The sequence below is a fragment of the Mucilaginibacter sp. P19 genome (genome assembly GCF_050632265.1).
Taxonomy (GTDB): Bacteria; Bacteroidota; Bacteroidia; order Sphingobacteriales; family Sphingobacteriaceae; genus Mucilaginibacter; species Mucilaginibacter gossypii.
The window spans coordinates 6507794-6530584 of record NZ_CP192586.1 but is presented as its reverse complement, the minus strand read 5'-3'; the positions used below and the strand labels follow the sequence as shown (position 1 = coordinate 6530584).

Here is a 22791-nt window from a genome sequence, read left to right as displayed (position 1 = left end):
GGTTCTTGCTTCCTGGCTTTCGTGCTAAATAACAACATCTCCTTCAAAAACCCTTTCAGCAGGGCCTTCTAAAAAGATGTCTGTAAAAGTTTTGCCATCATAATCAAAACGAATGTTGAGGTTGCCCCCTAATACTTTTATCGGAGTAGTGATATGCCCGGTTTGCTGTTTGTGCTGCGCCATGGCCAGGGCAACGGCAGTTACTCCTGTTCCGCAGGCAAAGGTTTCATCCTCTACCCCACGCTCAAATGTACGTACAAAGTAGCCCTCCTCCATTGGTTCAACAAAATTTACATTAATGCCGTTTTTGCGATAAGTGGCATTATTGCGGATAGCATGGCCTTCCTGGTAAACATTGCGCTGTTCAAGCCCCTCAACCAGCTTTACATAGTGTGGAGAGCCGGTGTTGAGTACGTAAGCGTCGGCATCGGTATTAACTTCGTTTACATCGATCATTTGCAGGCTCACCCAATCGCCTTCGTCTGAAATTTTGGCATAATGCGGACCATCTACCGCCAAAAATTCAGTTTCCGATTCAATAACGCCTAAAAATTTGGCAAAGGCCACAATACAGCGCCCGCCGTTGCCGCACATACTACTCGGCTGGCCGTCGGCGTTGTAATAAATCATCTCAAAATCGTATCCGTCTTTGTTTTGCAATAGCATCAAACCGTCACCACCGATACCGAAACGACGATCGCACAGGCCCGAAATCAGCTTAGGGTTATGATGATCAACGCTGTTATCGCGGTTATCAATCAAAATAAAATCGTTGCCAGCGCCCTGGTATTTATAAAAATGTATCTTCACAATTATCCTGTTAATATCAGCCTCTTTGGTCTTCAACAAAACCCGTGCTAACAATTAAAATAGCCGATGTTTATCTATTTAACAAATTTTAACAAAAAACGGGATAACTAATCATTGATTATCTCGTCTATATGGTATTAAATTTGATCTGTAAAATAAGTAAACTTAATAATAAGAAAGGCAAATAATAAATGAAAAAGATTGGTTTAACACTATTAACCGCTTTTGTTGGAGGTGCGATGGCCTTAGGAGTATACAAGGTTATCGAAAACAAGTACTCTGACAACCTGAGCTTCGAAGACAAGCAAAAGGTATATTTTACAAGCAACCCCTCAGCTCCGGTTTCATCAACCGGCGACCTTGATTTTACCCAGGCAGCGGCTGCAGCAACCCCGGCGGTGGTTTACATCCGCACAACCTATACTAACAAAGGCAGCGGCGGACAGGATCAACTGGAGCAGATGTTTGGCGATATGTTTGGTCAGCGGGTGCGTCCGCAAGGCCCACAGATGGCATCAGGCTCTGGTGTTATCATTTCGCCCGATGGCTACATTGTAACCAACAACCACGTGGTTGAAAAGGCCGATAAAATTACCGTTGCTACTAATGATCACCGTACTTTCAGCGCCAAAGTTATCGGCACCGACCCAAGTACAGATCTTGCCCTCATTAAAGTTAGCGCTAACAACCTGCCAATTGTAAAATTAGGCAACAGCGATGACGCTAAAGTTGGCGAATGGGTTTTAGCCGTAGGTAACCCTTTTAACTTAACATCAACCGTTACAGCCGGTATCATCAGCGCCAAAGGCCGTAATATTGGTATCATCGGCAGCGAAAACAGTGATGACGACAACCCGTTCGGCCGTACCCGCAACCAGTCGACTCCTAAGCTGAACAAAGCTATCGAGTCGTTCATTCAAACTGATGCGGCCATTAACCCTGGCAACAGCGGTGGCGCCCTGGTAAACACCCGTGGCGAACTGATCGGTATTAACGCCGCTATCGCTTCACACACCGGTTCATACGAAGGCTATGGCTTTGCCATCCCGGTTAACCTGGCTAAAAAAGTACTGAACGATATCAAGAAATTCGGTACAGTAAAACGCGGTTTTGTGGGTGTAACTTTCACCGAACTTAACCCGGACGTAGCCCAAAAGCTCGACGTAACAACCACCAACGGTTTATACGTGAACGACCTTGTACCGGGCGGCGGTGCCGAACAGGCAGGCTTACGCAAAGGCGATATCATTGTTAAGGTTGAGGGTCAGCCGGTATATGAATCATCTGATCTGCAGGAACGTGTAGGCCGTTTACAACCCGGCGATAAGATCAATGTTACTGTACTGCGCGATGGTAAGAACAAAGATTTCGCGGTAACGCTTAAAGGCGATGCCGTAGCACCATCAAACCGTATAGCGGCATCTAAATCGGCCGAGGAGCTGTTTAACAAACTGGGTGCAAGCTTCCACGCTTTAACTCCAGCCGAAAAGAACAGGCTGCATGTTAACGCCGGTGTACTGGTTACCCAGGTGCGTGAAGGTGGCTTATTTGACGCTGCCGAAATACCTGAAGGCGTTGTAATCACCAGTATTAACAAACTGCCGATCAGCAGTATCGAAGATATTGACAAGGCAATTGTAAAACCTATCCAGGGCAATATCATCATTGCCGGAATCTACCCTGACGGTTCGCACTTCAGCAGCGCGTTCCCGGCTCAATAAGCTTTTTTAAGTGATTTTGCATACGGAAGCTCCAGTCTATTTTGAGATTGGGGCTTTCTTTTTATGGAGAATTTTCGGGACTTGAAAGGGCTTTTGTTCGCCCTAAAACTATTTAAAACAAATTAACCCCAAAACTCCATCCAACCCACCCGCTCCAGTTCCTGTTATCACGGATAAAAGAATGGTGCAGATCCCGCGTATAAGCGTAACCATCAACAGGCGCGCGTTGATCTGAATAAAGAAAATTTAACGATGGCCCTGCGAAAATGGAAAACTTCCGGCTTACCTTACAAGTAAAATCAAGGTTAAACTTATTAAGCTGATTGGTTTTTAACCATGTACCCTGGTACAGGTAGCTTGAACCTATTTCGGTGTTGATAGCCAGGTGCTGCCCCAGTCCAAACTCGCGCCCAAAACCTAAGCCAAACGAATATAATTTGCTGTTACCATCAACCCGCATACCGCCCTGCCAAATGGTGTACAGCTTGCTGTTGCCGTTTTTAAAGGCGAGGTTGATATTTTGAGTTTCGTTAGTGGAGATAGCGAGCTTATGGTAACCGCTGTTGATAATATTCAACAGCCCGATACTAAATCCTGATGAAGTATCGGCAATGTTCACCAACGCCAATTGCACCCCGGTAAGATGTTTGGCATAATTGAACAAGCCTGCCACTTGCAGACCACCAAATTTTTGTTGTGCGATATTGCCGATCCCGCCAAGTTGCAGCGCATCAGAATTTTTGCCGGCAATATTGCCTATCGCACCTAATTGAATGCCCCTGACTGATCCGCGGGTATGGTTGTAAAGGGCTGACAACTGCAAACCATTCATGTTTTGTTTTACGCTGTTATGGAGCAGGGCCAGCTGAATGCCCCGCACGTTACCCAGAACGTTATTGTACAAGCCGCCAAGCTGAATGCCATTTACTGAGCCGCCCACCACATTAAAGATCCCGGCTATTTGTACCGCACCAACGTCGCCTTTATCTAAATTGAAAATAATGCCCATTTCAAAGCCATCAACCCCGGCATTATAGCCGCCTACAGCATTGAGGGAAACCACATTTACTACCTGTCCGCTGAAGTTGCCGTGAGTGCTTACGCCTGGTATGGCCGAAGCCTGGAAGGGGGCCTGTGCAATCAGCCCGCCGAGATTGGCCGCCTGGATCTGTTGTTTGGTGGAAATGAACAACCTGCCCAGCGAAGTATTTTCGACACCCGAATAATCGTCACTAAGGATATACCCCAGCAGGCTGCGTTTTTTCTTCAGGGTGGTGTCGGTGCTTCTTACGTTAACATCTGCTAAAAAAGTAACCGTAGTATCCTTATAAAACTCTTTGCTTATTGTTAAGGTGATCGGCTGGCCTTCGTTGCGGACGGTCATATCAAAATGGCCTTCCTTGTCGGTCAATACCGATTGCAATTGTTCGTGCGAGTATACACTGGCATTAGGCAGGTTATCACCGGTTCGCTCGTCGGTTACGGTACCGCTGATGTTGTAGTTGTCGCCATCTGTAGCAGCCTTGTCTGTTACTATGGTGAGTTGTAAGGGCGCATATCTCAGGATAATAAAATTCTTTGTTTCACGGTACTCAAAGCGATAGCGAAGCATGTGGTCAAGCACTTCTTTAATCGTCCAGTTATCAGCATTGATGGTAACCAAGCTGTCGGTTTTTACAATGTTGCTGTTGTACGAAAAGTAGAAGTTGCCTTTTTGTTCGATGGTTTTAAGCACCGTGCCCAGTCGCATTTCGGTTACATGGACAGATATGTTTTTGGAAAGGATGGAATCGGCATGAGCGGTTAAGGCCGAGAGAAGCAGCAGGGCAATGGTGTAGTTTAGGTAACGATGTAGTTTATACAACATAAAAATATTCTTCAATCGATATTAAAAACTATGTCATTGCGAGCGAAGCGTGGCAATCCCGTAGCCATGCCTATCGAACAAGCAAATCGTTTATGCATAGCTACGAGATTGCCACGTCGCGCCATACACTGTCCCTGGCGCGCTCCTCGCAATGACATGGTTTAGAGATTATTTGTCCCTTACTTCAACACAATCCCCTTTTTCCCGCGCTCCACTTTGATCTTGAACGTTTCGGAGATCACAACCAACACCTGATCTAACGACTGATCTTTAAACACCGTAGTGATAGGCAGGTTAGCAATGGCTTTATTACCGATAACTATGTGAGCCCCGTACACTTCATTTAATGAGCCAACCAGCTCATTTAGCGGGGTTTCATCGCAAAGCAGTTCATGGGTTGCATAGTAATTATATAAACGCCCTTTTATGCTTTCCTTAGCCTGCAGGCCATCTTTGCCGGTAACCAGTACCTTTTCGCCGGGATTGAGGTTTACATTTTTGTTTTTCTCGCTTACGTTAACAATGCCCGTTTCAACAATCACCTGCGTTTTGCCATCGCGGCTTTTTACATTGAATGACGTGCCAACCACCCTAACCGTTACACCGTTCACCCTAATTATAAAAGGTTTTGTTTTATCGGGTGTTACTTTAAAGAAAGCCTCGCCCAGCATAGTAACCGGACGGATTTTGCCTGTAAACTTTTCAGGGTAAATAAGCGTACTATGGCTGTTCATGGTAACTATCGAACCATCGGGCAGGGTTTGCTCGCGGGTTTTAGCTTCGCTTTCTACTTTGATAAAAGCAATGTTCCGGTTATCGTAATAATGGCTTATAGTTAACCAGGTCACGGTGCAAACTAACAGCAATGATGCCGCAATGCCTACCCACCAGCTGGCTTTCATTTTACGCACTGGTGCCGGTTTAGCTGTAGCCGGGCCGGTATTATTCAGCCTTTTTTGCAGGCGGAAGTAGGAGGCATCCTCATCCAAATTTTTGGTTGAGGCTATATATTGGCTCTCATCCCAGATCAGTTTAAAATTATCATATTCCTGTCTGTTAGCAGGCGAAGCGGCAATCCAGTTCTGTATAGCTTCAACCTCGGCGGGCGTGGCTTCGCCAACCAGGTATTTCACCAGCAAATCATCATCTATGGGCATACCGGTATAGCTCATACAAACCAATTAATAAATAACAATAAAATAATGGGTAAAAACTCAGCCAATTTTTGGCGCATTACCCGCAGCGCTTTGCCCATCTGGTTTTCGACGGTTTTGATCGAAAGACCCATATGATCGGCAATTTGCTGATATTTAAGCTGCTCAAACCTGCTCAGCTGAAAAATGATGCGGCATTGCTCGGGCAGTTCGCTCAGGGCTTTTTCAATATGCTTTTGCAGTTCGGCGGTGAGCAGTTTTTTTGAGGCCGAATCATCATTACCAACCTGTTCCATCTCATCGGCATAATAAACGCCAAAGCCGGCGCGTACCTTTTGGTGTTTTAAGTAGTTCAGGCTTTCGTTATGTACCGAGCGATACAGGTAGGCCTTGATACTGCCGTCGGTTTTAAGCTGATCGCGTTTTTCCCAAATGCGGCAAAATACGTTTTGTACTACCTCTTCGGCCATTTCATCATCCTTTAAAAAAGTGTAGGCATAGGCGTGCAGACTTTTAAAGTGATCTTTAAAAAGCCGCTCAAAAGCTTTCTGGCTTCCCTGTTTAATTAAACCAATGGCCGTGCTATCGCTGTATTCCACTTTTAAGGTGCAGATGTTAGCGCTAAAGATAGCTTGTTTGGCCGTTAAATTCATAGCTCCCAAATGTTAAAAATCAAATCAGGCCAGCTGAATTTGGATGGTATATAACGAATGATGAATATCCACCTTGCTGCACACACCATTGGTATAGCTGTAAAAATTGTAATTGCCATCGGGCAGATCAATTCGGTACACATGCGGGCTCACCTGCTTAACCTGCAGAAACTGCTGAAAGTTATCGGAGTAGACCTGCGCCCGGTCGGCCGGTTCACGGCAGTACAGCAGCATGAGGTTGGCGGCTATTTGCTTTTGATCAACCGTTTTTCCGCACTTGCCTTCGGCGGTGGTTTGGTAGCCCGAGGCCACGGCTTTGGTTTGGCGGTTGCATTTTTCTGAACCATTGACATTTCTGCATACCTGCGAACTGATGAGCTTGCCATTGTTAAAAGTGCTCTCCTCCTGGATCTCCACCTTAACGCTGAAAATGAAGCGCATTTTAACCTCCGAAATCATTTTGAGGTACAGCTCATCACCCTGGCGTTTTTGATACAGGTTCATGTGGCCAACTACCTTGCCGCTGTGCAGCACATTGTATTTAACCGTTTGTTCCTGCGCCAGGGCACCCACAGCGAGGCAGAGCAATGCCACCACCATAGCCGCCCATTTTAGCGGACCGAAGATATTGAACGTTGGGAAAGTTTTATTTTGAAGGGCAGGCCGGATATATTTTTTAAATAACCAAATTATTAAAGCGGGTATCATGGGTTGTCATTTTAAAGTTATTGAATAAAGCTTTTAACGCGTTTACTTTATTACAACACTCTAAACTTTTACCCCTATGCCTTTGCATTATTTTGTTTCGATTAATTAATTACTACTATATCCATCTGAATTATATATTTTCAAATATAGTAAAAAAATCGGGTGTCCCAATTTTTTGATTCCCCACGAAAAAATGAAAAAAGCACACCGCCCTTTTTTGCGAAATAAGCATGTTCCATTTTTTGAGTGTGAAAATGCGGAACATCTTTTTTATGAAACATACTGATAATCAAATAATTAATATTTAGACTGAAACAATGGTAAAATATTGACAGTCAATTACTAAAACTTTCAGGAGTAAAATACAGCCTTAATTGAGGCAGCGCCGGCAGAGGGGTTTTTTTGATGTTTTTTAACGAAAATGAGGTTAGGCGATTCGGGGTGATTGGGATGCTGACAATATAGCGCCACCATTTGGGTGAGGTTTAATCGCTATTGGGGCTACAGGGGTAGTAAGTTTTAAGGAAATTTAGGGTTATCCAACAGCAAGCTTACCGCTCTCTTTCCAAATATAAGCCGGCATAGGCTCGTTCAATTGCCACTCAATGTTCATCGGTTTTGATCCGCTTGATTTTATAAAGTTAGCTTCTCCTAAAAACACGTACGACATAGTAAATCCAAACTCATCGTCGTTTTGCTCTCTCACAAAAAGCAAGATTTTCTTATCATCATCTTGATGGCTTATATAAGATAATCCTTTAGGCGATTCTGGAGATGTTGCATTTTGTGATTGCCAATGGAAAAGATATTCGTTTATGGCATAATCATCATAAAGCGTTGTTGGTGAATATTCTTTATCAGATTTTTTTAATGTTACAAAAAACGCTTCCGTATTTAATTCTTTATTTAATGCAACCCCTCCCTGTTAGATGATGCTTTATCAAAGCTATTTAGTTGCATGGCTACTAAAATTTGGTCGCGATTATAACGACTATGTACTTGTAAAGGGAATGGGAAATCTAAAGCTATAGGTTTTTCTACAAAATCGACCCTACTTATTAGAATATCTATCACCTCTTGAAGTTCAGCAACCATGATTGGATTATTGCTAATTTGTAGTATACTTTTTTCGATAGAATCAAAGCCAGCGTCTGGCCCTGCTTTTTGCCAAACATCGTAATGGAACATTAAAAGCATTTGCTGCTGCACCGAATCCAAGCTATTGACAATAAATCTATTATCAATTAACGACTTAATAAAATGCAAGTAACTTACAGAATTACATTGCAATAGTTTTCTGGCGATAGATCCAGTTAAAACCGATTCATTAGGCTCGTCAAAGTTACTAATAGCTCCAGCCTCTGCGCATAGCCTTTTCCATCCAAACTTTTTATTTTTATAAATTAAAGGGAGGTCAATATTCTGAATTCTAATAAAGTTTTTTAACGTTAATGGCAAGGCTATTTGCAAATGAAAGCTTCTGATTTTATTTATTAGTTGTGTTCTATTAAATCCTATTGCAGCTGTTATGTTTTTTAGAATAATTTCCTTTGCTTTCTTTTCGAGTACTATTGAACAGCCTAAAGGTAAATGAGGAAATTCATCTTCTATCTCAGTAATAATTGACGTATGCGTTTTACCAACAAGCGCTCTGAATTTGTGCTCAAAATCGTATTCTGGTCTTGAATTGCCAACAAAATCAAGAACTGTTAAACAATCTTTATTAGGAGCAAGGCGTAAGCCCCGTCCTAATTGCTGTAGGAAAATAGTTAGACTTTCTGTTGGGCGTAAAAATAAAACGGTATCAATTTCTGGAATATCAACACCCTCATTAAAGATATCTCTAACAAAAAGATAATTAATTTCTTTACGCCTAAGCCGAGCTCGCAGCTCATCCCTATTATTAGATGTTTCAGATGTTAAATAATCGGCCTTTAACCCAGCCAAAGTAAACTTTTCAGCCATATAGCGAGCATGATCCTGACTAACACAAAACCCAACCGCCATTACATCGTTAATATCGGTTAAATATTTTTCGCAATTGGCTAAAATTTCGCTTACTCGCCTATCATCTTCAGTATATAGCTTTGTAAGTTCATTTATCTCATATTTCCCATTTTTCCACGATATTCTTGACAGATCTACGCTATCTGAAAGCGCAAAATATTGAAACGGAGATAGTAGTTTTCTATTCAACGCTTCAGGTAGCCTTATTTCTGCAGCTATTTCATCACAAAAGTCTTTTAGCACATCTTCGCCATCTCCTCGTTCGGGGGTTGCGGTTAAGCCCAATAAGATTTGCGGGGTGAATTTTTCAAATATGGAACGATAGCTTGACGCAGGAGCATGATGTACCTCATCTATGATTATAAAATCATAAAAATCGGGCAACAGAGTTAAGTCTTGAATTTTATTATTAAGACTTTGCACAGACGCAAATACATATTCATAGTTAGTTGGGGTGATGCCATCTACCCACAAATCACCAAAATTGGAGTCTTTTAAAACATGCTGAAAAGTGTTTTGAGCCTGTTCAAGAATTTCTTTTCTGTGAGCTACAAAAAGCAAGCGCGCCCTTGGATTTGAGTTTTTAAACCGCTTATAATCAAAAGCAGAAATCACTGTCTTGCCTGTGCCCGTTGCCGCCACCAAAAGATTTTTAAATCTATTATGTACAACTCGTTCAGAATGAAGTTTTTCTAATATCTCCTCCTGATAGGAGAATGGCTTTAAATCAAAAAAGTTGTTATAGATTTCTTATCGTAATACTTCTGTTGTTTAAGCGCCGTTTCAAGTTTTAGTGTGTCCTTACCAGGAATATAAAGTTCAAAGTCTTTATCAACCCAGTAGGTTTCAAACGTTTTTTTGAACTTATCAATGATATGGCTAATTTCTTTAGATGTTACTTTTAAGTTCCACTCTAATCCGTTTGTAAGTGCTGATCGTGAAATATTTGAGGAACCGATATATCCGGTATCGAATCCTGTTTTTCTTAAAAATAAATATGCTTTGGCATGCAAACGTTCATGATCTGAATTATAGGAGACCTTTATTTCAGTGTTTGGCAGTTTGGATAAAAACTCAATTGCTTTCACATCTGTGGCACCCATATAAGATGTGGTTATAATTTTTAGTTTTTTGCCGCTATTGGTAAATTCTTCTAATTCATCCTTAAGGATCCTGATGCCGGGATATTTAATAAAGGAAACTAACCAACAGATTTCGTCCGATGAAAGAATTTCTTTTCTTATTTCGCTTTCTAATGAAATACCCACATTGTTCCCTGTGAAAAGCTCACTCTGGCTTAGTCGAGTATAGGGAGTAATTAACTTTACGCGCTCTTCTAATTTACTATGGGGGTTGTCTAATGTGGAAAAGACCGCATTAAGAATTTTACCCTCGTCTTCAATTAAATTGCCTGTTAAGCTAATATCAGGTAAAGCACTTATTAATAGCTGAATTATTTTATTTGATAACTCAATCTGCTTAAACACTTTATCATCACCCTTGATTTCATTAAGGGCAAACTTTATAGTTTCAGATAAATAGATGCTGAGATATCTGGACGCTTCTTCTTTATCAAGTAATGTGCTTTTAACAAAAAAGGTATCGCTGCTAACGGTTTGTAATTTATTGGAAATGAGTTTTGTAATAAGCTGCTCATACAAGCCTAATTCAAGTGTCGACATTTAGGTTTCTATATAATATTTAACAATCGGCACATCCGCCTCCGCCCAATCCAAAGCTAATAATTCATCTTTATGCAGCCACTTAAAATCAAAATGCTCTTTTAACACAATCTGCCCAGAAGTAATTCTACAAACAAAGGGAATCAGTTGTATGCTAACATTGGGATACTGGTGCGTATTGACGGGCAGGGCCTTCAAAATTTCAACATCCACATGAAGCTCCTCCTTAATCTCGCGGATGAGGCTGGCTTCGGCGGTTTCGCCGGGTTCAATTTTACCGCCGGGGAACTCCCATTTTAAAGGCAGGCTCATGGTTGCGCTCCGCTGGGCGGCAAATACAAGTCCGTTGGCATTAACAATAATAGCGCATGTTACTTTGATCACGTTTCTAAGATAAGGCTTTGCAAGAAGAAACAAGACTGTTAGAATCAAGAAGTAAGACAATAAGATCAAGGATGCGAGACAACAAAAGCCGGGAAATAAGATAAAAGCGGAATGCTTAATAGGGAACAAGGGCTATCACAATACTCCAAATAAAAGCGCGTCGGCCCGACAAAAAAGCGGGCCTGGGAGTATGGCCCGTGGGAGGAAGCATTTTTTTGTCTTGATGTTTGGTTACTTTGCATCTAAGGTAAAGTAAAGTCCTCCGCCCGGCCAAGAGGGCGACGATGTAGGTCAGTACAACAATGTTTAAACCTGATGATGTATACCCATTTACCCAACGCCTATCACCATCCTACTAAAACATGGAGTTGGGGTCGGATATAAGCGCAACGCCAAATTATATCCCATTTATGCCCGTTTTTCATTGATAGTGATATAACTTTAGCCCTTAAAACGCATCACCCATGAAAGCAATAATTTTAAAAGACTTTGGCGGGGTTGAAAACCTGGTACCTGCCGAAATACCTGTACCAACCATAGCTGCCGATGAAGTGCTGGTAAAACTGAAAGCCATCAGCATAAACCCTGTGGATGTTAAAACCCGCTCGGGGAAAGGCGTTGCAGGGCTTATTAAGGACGAGTCGCCGATTATTTTGGGCTGGGACATTTCGGGCGAGATCACCGAAGTGGGCGCGGATGTTACCGGCTTTAAACCCGGCGACGAGGTTTTTGCCATGATAGATTTCCCCAAAACCGGTAAAGCCTATGCCGAATATGTTAAGGCCAAAGCTAATGAACTTGCGCTGAAACCTGCCGGCATCAATCATGAGGAAGCTGCGGCGGCTACACTTGCCGCGCTTACCGCCTGGCAGGCTTTCCACACCAATGCACCTGTTAAACCCGGCGACCGGGTACTGATCCATGCCGCATCCGGCGGGGTTGGTCATTATGCTGTGCAGATAGCTAAACATTTGGGCGCCTATGTTATCGCCACTTCCTCGGCTGCCAACCGCGATTTTGTGTTGGGCCTTGGTGCCGATGAGCATATCGACTATAAAGCGCAGCCCTTTGAAACCGCTACCGGCAATATCGATTTTGTGCTTGACACCATTGGCGGCGAATACATTGACCGCTCGCTGCAGGTGATGAAAAAAGGCGGCACCATTATAAGCATCGTTTCCGGCATGAACGAAACCGTTACCCCCAAAGCCAACGCGCTGGGCATCAATGGCCACAACACCAGGGTAAAACCCAATGCTGAAAATATGGCCACCATTGCGGGATTACTGCAAAAAGGGATCATTAAATCGCACGTATCCAAAGTATTTCCGTTTGAGCAAATGGCCGATGCGCATTTGCAGTTAGAAAGTGGGAGAACGGTTGGGAAAGTGGTGTTGGTATTTCAATAAAATATGTCATTGCGAGCGATAGCGTGGCAATCGCATGCTGTACCGAGCCGGGCGCCAAGTCCGCTATTGCTCTTTTAAAAGACCTTAGTTGTATTTAACTAACATCGGCCCCGCTCAATCGCCGCGGGTTGGCTGTTACTTTTGTCTTGACACAAAAGTAACCAAAAAGTCAAGTCAGCAGATAGGCTTCTTTGCCGCACAGGGCCTTTGCCCTGCAAACCGGGCAGAACCACGGGCTGCAATTATTTTGCCCTGCTTCACCCGCTCATTGCCCCGGCTTCTGCAAAAACTTGCTATGCCCCTGCAGCCACACAAGGCCACAATTGTTCTGCCCGCTTTCACCCGAAGCTTACCTGCCGACGGGGTGAGGAAGAAGCAAGACGGTAAGAGTCAAGAATTAAGATAAGAACCGTGAAATATTGTTATCAAACCCAAAACAAAAGTGCGTTGGGCCGACAAAAAAGCGGGCCTGGGAGTATGGCCTGCGGGGAGAAGCATTTTTTTGTCTTGATTTATTCGCAAGGTTGTTTTGCTTTGTAGGTGCTCATGAGCTCGCTCCGCTCGGTTTTTGGTTACTTTTTCATCAAGGAAAAAGTGACTGGCCCCCGCCCGGCCAAGAGGGCGACGATGTTTGTTATAAAACCACAAAAGCCCTTTCCTAACCTCAACGCCCTCCCACCAATGAACAACTGAACTATTGAGCCAATAAACTAATCAATCCAAATCCCCGTTTCCAAAAGTATCTCCCTGGTTAATATCCCCGGTGTCGAAACCTTTTTTAAACCAGTACATCCGCTGGGCGCTGGTGCCATGCGTAAAACTATCGGGCTCTACATGGCCCTGTGCTTGTTTCTGCAGCCGATCGTCACCTATGGCGTTGGCCGCGTTCAGGGCTTCTTCTATGTCGCCTTTGTCGAGCACGTTTTTCATGGTTTTTTCGTAATGCGCCCAAACGCCGGCATAAAAGTCGGCCTGGAGCTCCAGTTTTACTGAAAGCTTATTGTATGCGCGTTCGCTCAATCTTGACCGTGCCTGATCCATTTTCTGTGAGATTCCCAAAAGATTTTGTACATGATGGCCAACTTCGTGCGCTATCACATAAGCCTGCGCAAAATCGCCGGCGGCACCGAAACGGTTCTTCAACTCATCGTAAAAAGAAAGATCAATATATACCCGCGAATCGCCGGGGCAATAAAACGGACCGCTTGCCGAGCTGGCATTACCGCAAGCTGACTGTACATAATCGCTAAATAGGGTTAAACGCGGCTTTTCATAAGTACGGCCCATGTCGTTAAACAGTTTTGTCCAGATATCTTCGGTATCGGCCAAAACCACGCGCACAAATTTCTTGCCTTCATCTTCGGGGCCGTTATTAACGGTTTGCTCCTGCCGGGCCGGCTGGTTGGTTGCTACCTGGTTAAACAGCGCCGAAGGATCGACCCCGGTAAAAAAATAAATAGCGGCTGCTATAATACCAAGTACGCCACCGCCAATGGCTAACCTGCCGCCGCCACCACCGCGTTCATCATCTACGTTATCGCTTTCGCGTCTGCCAAACCATTGCATATGTTGCCCCCCGGCCCCCTAAAGGGGGAGTTTTTTATACAAGATAATGAAAAAAGCCCCTGTTTGTTTTAACAGAGGCTTCAGATTTTTTAACTCCCCTTTAGGGGGACGAGATTATTTCACAATCTCAAACACCGCCTGGATCTGGAAACTTAGTTTGATGTTTTTGAAACTGATATCCGAATCGCCAACATTGCTGTCTGCCGATGCTTTGAATGTCATCACATTGGCAGCATACATCCTTGGTTGCGGAAAGCTGCTGTTATCGCTTTCGGTAATATTGATAGCACCACCCAGCTTTTCGCCAAGGGCAGCCAACAGGTAGGTTGCTTTATCACGTGCGGCCAACAGCGCTTTTATTTTAAGGTCGCGCTTTAAATCGGCCATTTTTGAATAGTCGTAGCTTTCAATATTGGTAGCCTGAATCCCTTTAGGATCAATTTTCGACATGATCTGGTTAAACTTGTTCAGGTCGCGCACACGCAGGCCGTATTGTTTGCTGGCCAAAAAGTCGGGTGCTTTTTTCTTTTGATAGGTATTGTTCCAGGCAGATACATTGTTCACCGTAAAATCTGACGATGGAATGCCGGCGTCTTTAACGGCTTTTTCCAGCTGATCTTCCAGGTCGTTAATGGCAATGTGCTTTTTGCCGTCCATGTATTCCTGTAGTGATATGGTCACGTTTATAATATCAGGAGTAACCTCCTGCTCGGCGATGCCGGTAACTTCAATTTTACGCCTAAGGTCAACGTTTTGGGCAAATGCGCCAATGGTAGTTGCTAATAGTGCGGCAAGGATAAATAGCTTTTTCATGTGTATATTATTTGATGTTATGACTAAGGTAACGTGTATTTAGTTTAATGTGTAACAGTAAGGCTACAATTAATTGCTAAGCCATTGGTATGCTTGTAAATAAACCGGCGGCCTGACGCATAGTTGACTCACCCGGTCTGCGCTACGCTTGTCACCCCTCTCTTCGCCTTTGGCGTAAAGAGGGCAAAGAAAAGTCCCCTCTTTACGCTTGCGTAGAGAGGGGTGACAAGCGTAGCGATGTCGGGGTGAGTCGATAGGGTGTTTAATTCCTTACTTATGTCTTTTAATGGGTTATTACTCTCAAGAGGGAGTTCTCACGATGCCATACTTTTACCTTTTAGCACACAACAACTTACTTCCCTTTTCCAAACCCTTTCCATCCTTAATGGTTATATTACAGCACATTTAATAACGTTTAGCTATGAGATCGATATGGAAAGGTTCGATAGGTTTTGGATTGGTGAGCATCCCCGTTAAATTATATTCGGCAGTACAAACCAGTTCGCTTGATTTTGATATGCTGGATAGCCGTGATCATGCACGCATCCGTTTTCAGCGGGTAAACGAAAATACCCACAAGGAAGTCCCCTACGATAAAATTGTAAAAGGCTATAAGCTTGATGAAGATTACGTGATCATGGACGAACAGGACTTTGAGGATGCAGCGCCCGAAAAAAGCAAGGTAATTGAAATTGAAAGCTTTGTAGATATTGCCGATGTAAACCCCATGTTTTACGAAACATCATACTATACCGAGCCCGATACCAAAAACAACAAAGCCTATGCCCTGCTTATCCAGGCACTTACGCAATCAAAAAAAGCAGGGCTGGCCCGTTTTGTGCTGCGCAGCACCGAAAGCCTTTGTATCGTTCACCCGCTTAAAAATGTACTGGTAGTAACCCGCATCCGCTTTGGGCAGGAGATTCGTGATACCGATGATCTTAACCTGCCCGATAAGATTGAGGTAAGTAAAAAGGAACTGGATATGGGCCTCACCCTTATAAATCAATACGCCGAAGATTTTGATGTGTCTAAATTTAAAGACGAGTATAATGATGAGCTGCTCAGGATCATCGAGGCCAAATCAAAAGGTAAACGCGCCAAAGTTAAAAAGCTTAAACCCCGCAAAACAGGTAGTGACGATTTGTACGACCAGCTGATGGCCAGTTTAAAAAGCAAGAAAGGGGCTTAATGAAGCCGGAAGTACGGAGTTGAAAGTTTTAAGTCTGTAATTGAAATATTCCTCAAAAAGAGTCAACATGTGTTGTTTTCAGAACTCATGGTTGGAAATGTTTGGAAAGCTGTTTTTTTAAGAAGATAAAATCCTTCAGATATTACGAATAAATTATCCTAATAATTAATTTTATTTTTAAAAGAATAAGTTTTGGCTTTGTGTTTGTAGTGTTTATCTCACAAAAACATTAAAACATCTATCATGGCAACTACTAAAGTAAAAACACCCGAACAAACTAATGATGTGCAGGAATCGGCACTGAATGAATTATTTATTGATGAATTAAAAGACATTTACTGGGCCGAAAAACATCTTACAAAAGCACTGCCTAAAATGGCTAAAGCGGCAACATCCGATGAATTACGCTCGGCTATCGAAAGCCACCTGGCCGAAACCGAGCGGCAGGTGATTCGTTTGGAAGATGCATTTGCTTCCATTGGCCAAAAAGCCGTGGCTGTAAAATGTGAGGCGATGGCTGGCCTCATCAAAGAAGGTGAAGAAATTATATCAGAAACCGAAAAAGGCAGTATTACCCGTGATGCCGGTATTATTTCTGCAGCTCAAAAAATTGAGCATTACGAAATAGCGTCATACGGCACCCTCCGCACACTGGCCGGCGTGCTGGGCTATGACCACGCGGCCGAACTGCTTGATTCAACCCTTCAGGAAGAAAAAACCTGCGACAGCCTGCTCACACAAATTGCCGAAGCCGGTATCAACCAGGCATCAAAAGCCGAAAAAGCTTAACGTTTATTAGTTTTTTAAGAGCGGTCGTGGGGGAATTATTCCTCGCGGCCGTTTTTTATTTGAGCGTGTTGTTGCTAATCGATGAACTTAGCGCATAAGATTTTTCCTCGTTCATCGTCGAAATGACATGTCACCTTATATTAAGCAGCACCAACATTAATTACATATTAATTAAAGCATTTCCACAAACAATAAGCGGCAAACACGGTTTACCAACAAAAAACCGACGCCCTATGAAACAATTCCTCCTGGTACTATTCGCCTTTTTATTTTGCCTTTACGATAATGTTTTTGCCCAGGATAAATTAGATGGCGTTTATGCCGGATGCGAGTTTTCGCCAAGTCCGATATTTGGCGGCGGCATGAACAGAACTGACGTAGCTATATTATTCAGACCTGATGGTACTTTCAATTCTTCGCTTAACAGTGCCGACTGGCAAACCAGCGTAAGCGGGCATTACACCATAAGCAAAGGAGAGGTAACACTTAAATATACTAAAAGCTCGTCTGTTTATGGCATAACCAAATATGGAAGCCTTTCCAACTATGCACATGAACTGTTTAAACTTCAGGGGAACATTATACCTCCGGGCTATTACTCGTTCATCAGCGCTATGGGCGGTGGCGGCGCTGCCTATGGTACAACTTATGTAGGCGCTTTAAGCACACAGGGATTAAATTTCGATGGCAAGGGGCATTTTAGCAATTCGCGCTATTCGGGCTCGGTTGTAGCCGGCGAAAATGTTGGCGGTGGCAGCTCAAGCAGCCGGGACGGCGCCGGCACCTATAAAATAAACAAGGGGGTGCTTACACTTACCTATACCGATGGCCATACCGAACTACACAGCTTTTTTTGTGATATGGGCGGTAAAACCCGTATGGCTGTAGTTGACGGGCGGGTATTTTTTGTAGACAACGATGACAATACCACCGCTAACAATACCAAATCATCAACCGCGGCTAAAAAAACTTCCGAAAACTCCGCCGCAAATACAAGCAATGCCGCCGTGCCAAATGGAAAAACCCTGCTTTTAAAAGCCAATGCCGCCCATGGAGGCGATAAACTGAATGCCCTGAAAACCGCCCGGTTAACGGGTTCCGTTTCGGGGTTAAAAGTTGTTGAGCTGATTGATATCCCCAACAGCAAGGTACGCGTTGAAATATGGAAAAACGGCAAACCGGTTTCGGTGCAACAAACCGAAGGCAGTAACGGATGGCAGTGGAGCAGCGGCAACAAGTCCGATCTTCCGGCCAATAACGTTGCCGAGATAAAAACCGCCTTATACACCGGGGTTATTGGGTTACGCAGATCATCACTTGATCAAATGCAGGTCATCAATACACAAAAAATCCCCGATAATGATATGTATACGGTTCAATGCAGGTTAAATGGCAACGAATACGTGTTTGCCATAAATAATCAAAACCAACTAATGGCTTACGGCTATAAGGTAGGCGACAAAACCCTGTTCGCTATGCTATCAGATCTTCGGCCGGTACAGGGTATTACTATTCCATATCGTGAAGCCACAACAAGCGGCCAGCAAAAGCTCAATATTCAATACGAGAGCATGGATGTGAACCCGGTTTTAGACGGGCAAAGCTGGGCGGTACCTGCCGGAAACTAAATTCTATTTCAGGTAGATAATTTATTGGGCTTCAGGTACAGGTAATCACTTTTAAAATCGAGGATCATATTGAACCGTTTTAGCTACCCGTTACCTAAATAATTAATTTCAAAACCCATCGGGTTTTTATTGTTCAGCATAATGGCCGGTACATTACTAACAGGAAAGCTATTGAGCCTGAACAATGGTGTTTCTACAATCTTCATTTCATATTTTACCCCGCGCGGATCGCTGATTGTGGATGACTTGATGAGTTTAAGATCCCTGGGGAAATTATTTTTAACAGCCCATTCACTATCCAGTATCAATGACTGTTCGGATCCGGTATCCATAGAAAAATTGCCGGTGTATTTTTTGCCGTCTATTTCAAACGTACCGGTAACATATGGGAACGAATGGATAAACCCAATCTTCGAGCGTTCATAACCTTTTAAGTTTTTAGGCATTTTATCGCGGATGATGATACGGTTGTTATCATAATCAACCTCTACCTGTTTACCCTCAAACAGGTTCCAGCCAAAACGGCCGTCCATTCCAGTCGAGGTTATGTTTGTGGGCAACATTTCCAGGTTGTGCCAAACTGATGTGCCGATTTGCAGCTTCAAAGCTTTGCTCATTTCATTAAAATTTGGCTTTGCTTTACCGGCCAAAACATCAGCCTGGTTAGGCAGCAGTTTCGTTTTATTTAATATGGCATCCCTTGTTAAATGAAAGTCAAATGAGCTCAGGTCAAAATGCAGGTTTAACGTGTCGGTATCATTCATCACGGCCTTTACCGCTATGGCGCCGTAGGCTGTAAGTTTAAACGGAATAGTATCGTTTTTGCTGATTCGGGCTTCATGTTTGGCCGCCGGCGGTATAGCGCTTGCAATTTGTGTATAACATGAATCCTTACCGTTAAGCAGGATAACGAAGTTATACCTTGTACCGGGCTTAACCTTTACCCTTATCGAATCGATGTCGGTATAAAAAGTTACCCACTTTGTCGCCCGGGTCCTATCGGCAGTATAAACGTCCGGTCGTGTTTTTGGCGAAAGCGACCATGCATTTTTATCTAAAAATCCACCGTCATTGATGGCTACTTTTTTAGAAGTGGCTTTGATTACCGGCAGTTTCGACTGACCAAACACAAGCCCGGCGGGCAGCAGGCAGATAAGCAGCAGAAAATATTTCATCGTTTTTATAGGTAAGGTGCCTAAAGGTACGCAGGGAATAAATCTTTACAAAACACAACGTTAAATGAGCTGTATCTCCCCTAAAAAAAACAAAATTTAAAACTTTTCAGTCATCATAGTTATTATACTAATATCTATGAAAATCATTAATTAAAACAAATTATTATGAACTCACTCCTGTATATAATTGCAGTCATCCTTATAATAGGATGGGCAATCGGCGTATTTTTCACAACAGTAGGCAGCCTTATCCACATTTTGCTGGTAATAGCTATTATCGCGATTTTGTTAGGTGTAATAAGGCGGTCGACAGCTATATAACGCTGTTGAAAATATAAAACTGACAGGCTATCTCCAACGAGGTAAGCTATCTGAGCCTTGATTTAATTGATTTGTGGACTACCTGATAAAATCAGAAAGTCTTTAAATCAAATGGATCAAGGTTTTTTGTATACTTGTTTAAATCATTAGGGAGGAATCTTTAATCAGGAGAATCAAGGTTTGAAAAATATATACGTTTTTTTATTTATGGCCGTTGTAGCCACCATCAGCGCGTGCTCGCCTAAAGTACAACCGTTCGCGGCCACTAGTAAAGTATACAACAATCAAACCGATTCATTAGTAGAGGTAATTAGCCGCGAGCAGCCTGCCATGCTGGTTGACAGCGCGGGAGGCGCCATCCCTTCGGAGTGGGTTGGCACCGTGAATTTCAACCTGCGCAAGCCCAACTATGTTATCATTCACTATACAGCTCAGGACTCGGTTAAGCAAACCCTCAATACTTTTACCCTGGTAAAGCCACAGGTAAGCGCGCACTATGTAGTAAGTAAAGACGGCAAGGTTTACCACATGCTTAATGATTACCTGCGGGCCTGGCATGCCGGCATCAGCAAATGGGGCAGTATTACCGATATGAACAGCTGTTCCATCGGCATTGAGATTGACAATAATGGGCACGAGCCTTTTAATGATGTACAGGTAAAAAGCCTGCTTGCTTTATTGGCTCAGCTCAAAAAAGCCTACAACATTCCGCAGGCTAATTTTATAGGGCACCAGGATATAGCGCCATTGCGCAAACCCGATCCGGGGCCATTATTTCCATGGAAACTATTAGCTCAAAAAGGTTTTGGGTTTTGGAGAGAAGAACTGCTTGAACTTCCGCCCGATAATTTTGATTATGCTACAGCACTTAAGCTGATTGGCTATGATATCAGCAATCTCCCGGTAGCCATTGTTGCCTTTAAGCGTCACTTTGTACAAACGGATGAAACACCGGTAATGACCCAGCTAGATTTGAATATTCTTTATAACGTTTACAGGAAATATTGAGATCTCCGGATCCTGAGGAAGTGGGAATTACATTAAGAATAGCCTAAGCCGACATTTAATATCACATAAATGAAGAAAATTACACAACAATTTATTTTGGAATTTATTGCAGCTAATGATATTCCCTTTATTCCGACGCAACCCAGGTTATCTATCCCCATAATTTCAAGAATGTGCAGCAAGATGGAACATCTCGTAAAATTTGACGAGAATAAAAATATGCGGTAACTTGATTATAGATGGACATCACAGATATTTAAGTTCTTTGATCATGAATTTCGAGTTGGGACAAGTAGAAACTAACTTAACATCTGCAACCAAAGAAACCCCATGGAGCCAAATTGAATTTGATGAAAATGATTGGGATTCCGCGGCTGGAATTGAACACCTAAACAGATTAGATGCGGAATACAATAAATTAGAATTGGAATTTTTAAGACGAATAACATCTAATGACGAATAAGTAGTAATTTTGTATTATGTGGATTTTATTAGATATTGATGGAGTATTAGTCCCAGCAAACTCGTGGAAGAAACCCGAGTTTATGCCCGATGGCTTTCCCGTATTTAATTCAAGGGCCGTAAAGGCGCTTCAACATATTATAGCGGAAACTAATGCCTCTGTAATATTAACTACCTCACATAAATCGAAGTATAAGGTCGCCGAATGGAAAGATCTGTTAAAGACCAGGGGAATTAGCCCTAAAAAGGTTCATCGATTGACGACAAATAGTTTAAAGAAGACACGTACTGAAGAAATATTGGAATGGTATAAGAAAAAACATCAACCGAGTCAAGAATTTGTGATTATCGACGATGATAAAATGTTAAATGGACTGCCTGAATATATAAAGCATAACCTTGTTTTAACCAGCCCATCGGTAGGACTAACAGAGGATCTTGCAGAAGATGCCATTTCTATTTTAAGGAACAGGAATTTTACTTTTTCTTAAGTAAACAATAACATAAGCCTCGGCGCAATGCACCGGGGCTTTATTATGAACCTTTTTTAACCTATCATGGGTGAAAGCTATCGCCTACGGTTCCACATTTTTATTTATTTTTAGGGTCTGGCTCAACATTACCATGCAAATAGCACCACATCCTTTGCTTTCGGGTATCGTTAAGCACTATTTAATTATAGCGCATAATCAGCGGGTTGCTATGAATTACCGCCTGTTTTCGGACGGTAACCCGGGGATGGTGTTTCATTTAAAAGATCCTTTATTCCAATACAACCAGCAACACACGGTTGCCAGCAAGCAACCCGGCAGTTTTGTTTACGGGCAAATAACCCGCTATAATGATATTATTTCGGCCGGTGAACTGGCTATGCTGATTGTGGTTTTGCAACCTAATGCTTTGTTGTCTTTACTTGGTGTGGCGGCCTATGAGTTAAATAACAATACGGTAACATTAAAAGATCTTTTCGGGCAGGAAGCCTTTGATTTTGAAGACCAAATCGCAAACGCGGCCAACCTCCCGGCGGCCACGGTAATTACCGAGCAATTTTTATTGAACAAAATGGCTTCGAAAAGAAAACATGCAGACATTACAGATCGGGCCATAAACATCATTCACGCAAACAAGGGTATTATTAACGTTAAAAATTTACTTGATGTGATGCCAGTAACCGAACGGCAACTTGAGCGCAAATTCAATGAGGAAGTAGGTATTTCCCCTAAAAAGTATATTGACGCCGTTAAGTTTCAAACCTATCTTAAACAACTTCAAAAACTATCTTCAACAAAAGAGCTAAGCTCATTGAGTTATGCCTGCGGATATTATGACCAGGCGCATCTTAATAATTTTTTCCGGAAACATACAGGTCTTACTCCTCTTCAATACAAAGCCAATCATCATCTGTTGGCTATAAACTTTATGCCGCTCGTTTAAATTGCGTT

General features: G+C 42.9%; 21 protein-coding genes and 1 pseudogene. 10 read left to right on the top strand and 12 right to left on the bottom strand.

What is annotated here, in order from left to right:
• Positions 1-24: 24 nt before the first annotated feature.
• On the bottom strand, positions 25-810 hold the full coding sequence (gene dapF, locus ACQ86K_RS32180) for a diaminopimelate epimerase (protein WP_189549216.1): 786 nt from the start codon (positions 808-810) through the stop codon (positions 25-27).
• Positions 811-1001: 191 nt separating this feature from the next.
• Here dapF and ACQ86K_RS32175 point away from each other — a divergent pair, with 191 nt between their 5' ends.
• Positions 1002-2531 (top strand): Do family serine endopeptidase, encoded by a 1530-nt coding sequence (locus tag ACQ86K_RS32175; RefSeq protein ID WP_091173229.1) that lies wholly within the window; start codon positions 1002-1004, stop codon positions 2529-2531.
• Between the two features lie 112 nt (positions 2532-2643).
• On the opposite strand, the gene ACQ86K_RS32170 is transcribed toward ACQ86K_RS32175, so the two are convergent.
• The 8 genes and pseudogenes from ACQ86K_RS32170 to ACQ86K_RS32135 form a co-directional block, all read right to left on the bottom strand.
• Positions 2644-4398 (bottom strand): carboxypeptidase-like regulatory domain-containing protein, encoded by a 1755-nt coding sequence (locus ACQ86K_RS32170; protein ID WP_431199440.1) that lies wholly within the window; start codon positions 4396-4398, stop codon positions 2644-2646.
• A 179-nt stretch (positions 4399-4577) separates the two neighbouring features.
• On the bottom strand, positions 4578-5570 hold the full coding sequence (locus ACQ86K_RS32165) for a FecR domain-containing protein (protein ID WP_091173222.1): 993 nt from the start codon (positions 5568-5570) through the stop codon (positions 4578-4580).
• A complete protein-coding gene (locus ACQ86K_RS32160; RefSeq protein ID WP_431199439.1) occupies positions 5567-6205 on the bottom strand; it encodes an RNA polymerase sigma-70 factor in 639 nt (212 codons plus the stop codon). The genes ACQ86K_RS32165 and ACQ86K_RS32160 overlap by 4 nt, the downstream gene beginning before the upstream one ends.
• 24 nt (positions 6206-6229) lie before the next feature.
• Positions 6230-6913 carry a DUF6134 family protein gene (locus ACQ86K_RS32155; protein WP_431199438.1) on the bottom strand — a complete coding sequence of 228 codons (684 nt, stop codon included), beginning with the start codon at positions 6911-6913 and terminating at the stop codon, positions 6230-6232.
• 535 nt (positions 6914-7448) lie between these two features.
• Positions 7449-7775: pseudogene (locus ACQ86K_RS32150) on the bottom strand (DUF3427 domain-containing protein); the annotation flags it as partial.
• Positions 7776-7819: 44 nt separating this feature from the next.
• A complete protein-coding gene (locus ACQ86K_RS32145) occupies positions 7820-9619 on the bottom strand; it encodes a DEAD/DEAH box helicase (protein ID WP_431200979.1) in 1800 nt (599 codons plus the stop codon).
• A gap of 23 nt (positions 9620-9642) precedes the next feature.
• A complete protein-coding gene (locus ACQ86K_RS32140; protein WP_431199437.1) occupies positions 9643-10602 on the bottom strand; it encodes a phospholipase D-like domain-containing protein in 960 nt (319 codons plus the stop codon).
• The gene (locus ACQ86K_RS32135) at positions 10603-10986 is read right to left on the bottom strand and encodes a (deoxy)nucleoside triphosphate pyrophosphohydrolase (RefSeq protein WP_431199436.1); all 384 of its coding nucleotides are present in this window, start codon (positions 10984-10986) and stop codon (positions 10603-10605) included.
• 464 nt (positions 10987-11450) lie between these two features.
• On the opposite strand from ACQ86K_RS32135, the gene ACQ86K_RS32130 reads away from it, so the two are divergent.
• The gene (locus ACQ86K_RS32130) at positions 11451-12395 is read left to right on the top strand and encodes an NADP-dependent oxidoreductase (protein WP_431199435.1); all 945 of its coding nucleotides are present in this window, start codon (positions 11451-11453) and stop codon (positions 12393-12395) included.
• A 714-nt stretch (positions 12396-13109) separates the two neighbouring features.
• Here ACQ86K_RS32130 and ypfJ read toward each other — a convergent pair.
• Both ypfJ and ACQ86K_RS32120 read right to left on the bottom strand, forming a co-directional pair.
• Positions 13110-13961, bottom strand: a complete 852-nt coding sequence (gene ypfJ, locus ACQ86K_RS32125; protein ID WP_091173189.1) for a KPN_02809 family neutral zinc metallopeptidase — start codon at positions 13959-13961, stop codon at positions 13110-13112.
• A gap of 114 nt (positions 13962-14075) precedes the next feature.
• Entirely contained in the window at positions 14076-14774 is a 699-nt protein-coding gene (locus ACQ86K_RS32120) for an SIMPL domain-containing protein (RefSeq protein ID WP_321556125.1), read from the bottom strand.
• 421 nt (positions 14775-15195) lie between these two features.
• Here ACQ86K_RS32120 and ACQ86K_RS32115 point away from each other — a divergent pair, with 421 nt between their 5' ends.
• The 3 genes from ACQ86K_RS32115 to ACQ86K_RS32105 all read left to right on the top strand — a co-directional run bounded on the left by ACQ86K_RS32115 (position 15196) and on the right by ACQ86K_RS32105 (position 18383).
• On the top strand, positions 15196-15966 hold the full coding sequence (locus tag ACQ86K_RS32115; protein ID WP_091173182.1) for a Ku protein: 771 nt from the start codon (positions 15196-15198) through the stop codon (positions 15964-15966).
• Between the two features lie 243 nt (positions 15967-16209).
• Positions 16210-16755: a ferritin-like domain-containing protein gene (locus ACQ86K_RS32110; protein ID WP_091173178.1), complete on the top strand. Its 546-nt coding sequence runs from the start codon at positions 16210-16212 to the stop codon at positions 16753-16755.
• A 233-nt stretch (positions 16756-16988) separates the two neighbouring features.
• On the top strand, positions 16989-18383 hold the full coding sequence (locus ACQ86K_RS32105) for a hypothetical protein (protein WP_143020850.1): 1395 nt from the start codon (positions 16989-16991) through the stop codon (positions 18381-18383).
• An 83-nt stretch (positions 18384-18466) separates the two neighbouring features.
• Here the strand turns inward: ACQ86K_RS32105 and ACQ86K_RS32100 are convergent, their stop codons facing one another.
• Positions 18467-19558, bottom strand: coding sequence for a hypothetical protein (locus ACQ86K_RS32100; protein WP_091173172.1), 1092 nt, complete (start codon positions 19556-19558; stop codon positions 18467-18469).
• A 165-nt stretch (positions 19559-19723) separates the two neighbouring features.
• Here ACQ86K_RS32100 and ACQ86K_RS32095 point away from each other — a divergent pair, with 165 nt between their 5' ends.
• From ACQ86K_RS32095 to ACQ86K_RS32075, 5 genes are all read left to right on the top strand, one after another.
• Positions 19724-19879, top strand: a complete 156-nt coding sequence (locus tag ACQ86K_RS32095) for a lmo0937 family membrane protein (RefSeq protein WP_112656449.1) — start codon at positions 19724-19726, stop codon at positions 19877-19879.
• 180 nt (positions 19880-20059) lie between these two features.
• Positions 20060-20887 (top strand): N-acetylmuramoyl-L-alanine amidase, encoded by an 828-nt coding sequence (locus tag ACQ86K_RS32090; RefSeq protein ID WP_256337522.1) that lies wholly within the window; start codon positions 20060-20062, stop codon positions 20885-20887.
• A gap of 271 nt (positions 20888-21158) precedes the next feature.
• Complete coding sequence (locus ACQ86K_RS32085; protein WP_431199434.1) at positions 21159-21350, top strand: hypothetical protein; 192 nt, start codon at positions 21159-21161, stop codon at positions 21348-21350.
• Between the two features lie 16 nt (positions 21351-21366).
• Positions 21367-21840: an HAD domain-containing protein gene (locus ACQ86K_RS32080; RefSeq protein WP_091173164.1), complete on the top strand. Its 474-nt coding sequence runs from the start codon at positions 21367-21369 to the stop codon at positions 21838-21840.
• Between the two features lie 70 nt (positions 21841-21910).
• Positions 21911-22783: a helix-turn-helix domain-containing protein gene (locus tag ACQ86K_RS32075; protein ID WP_091173161.1), complete on the top strand. Its 873-nt coding sequence runs from the start codon at positions 21911-21913 to the stop codon at positions 22781-22783.
• Positions 22784-22791 lie beyond the last annotated feature (8 nt).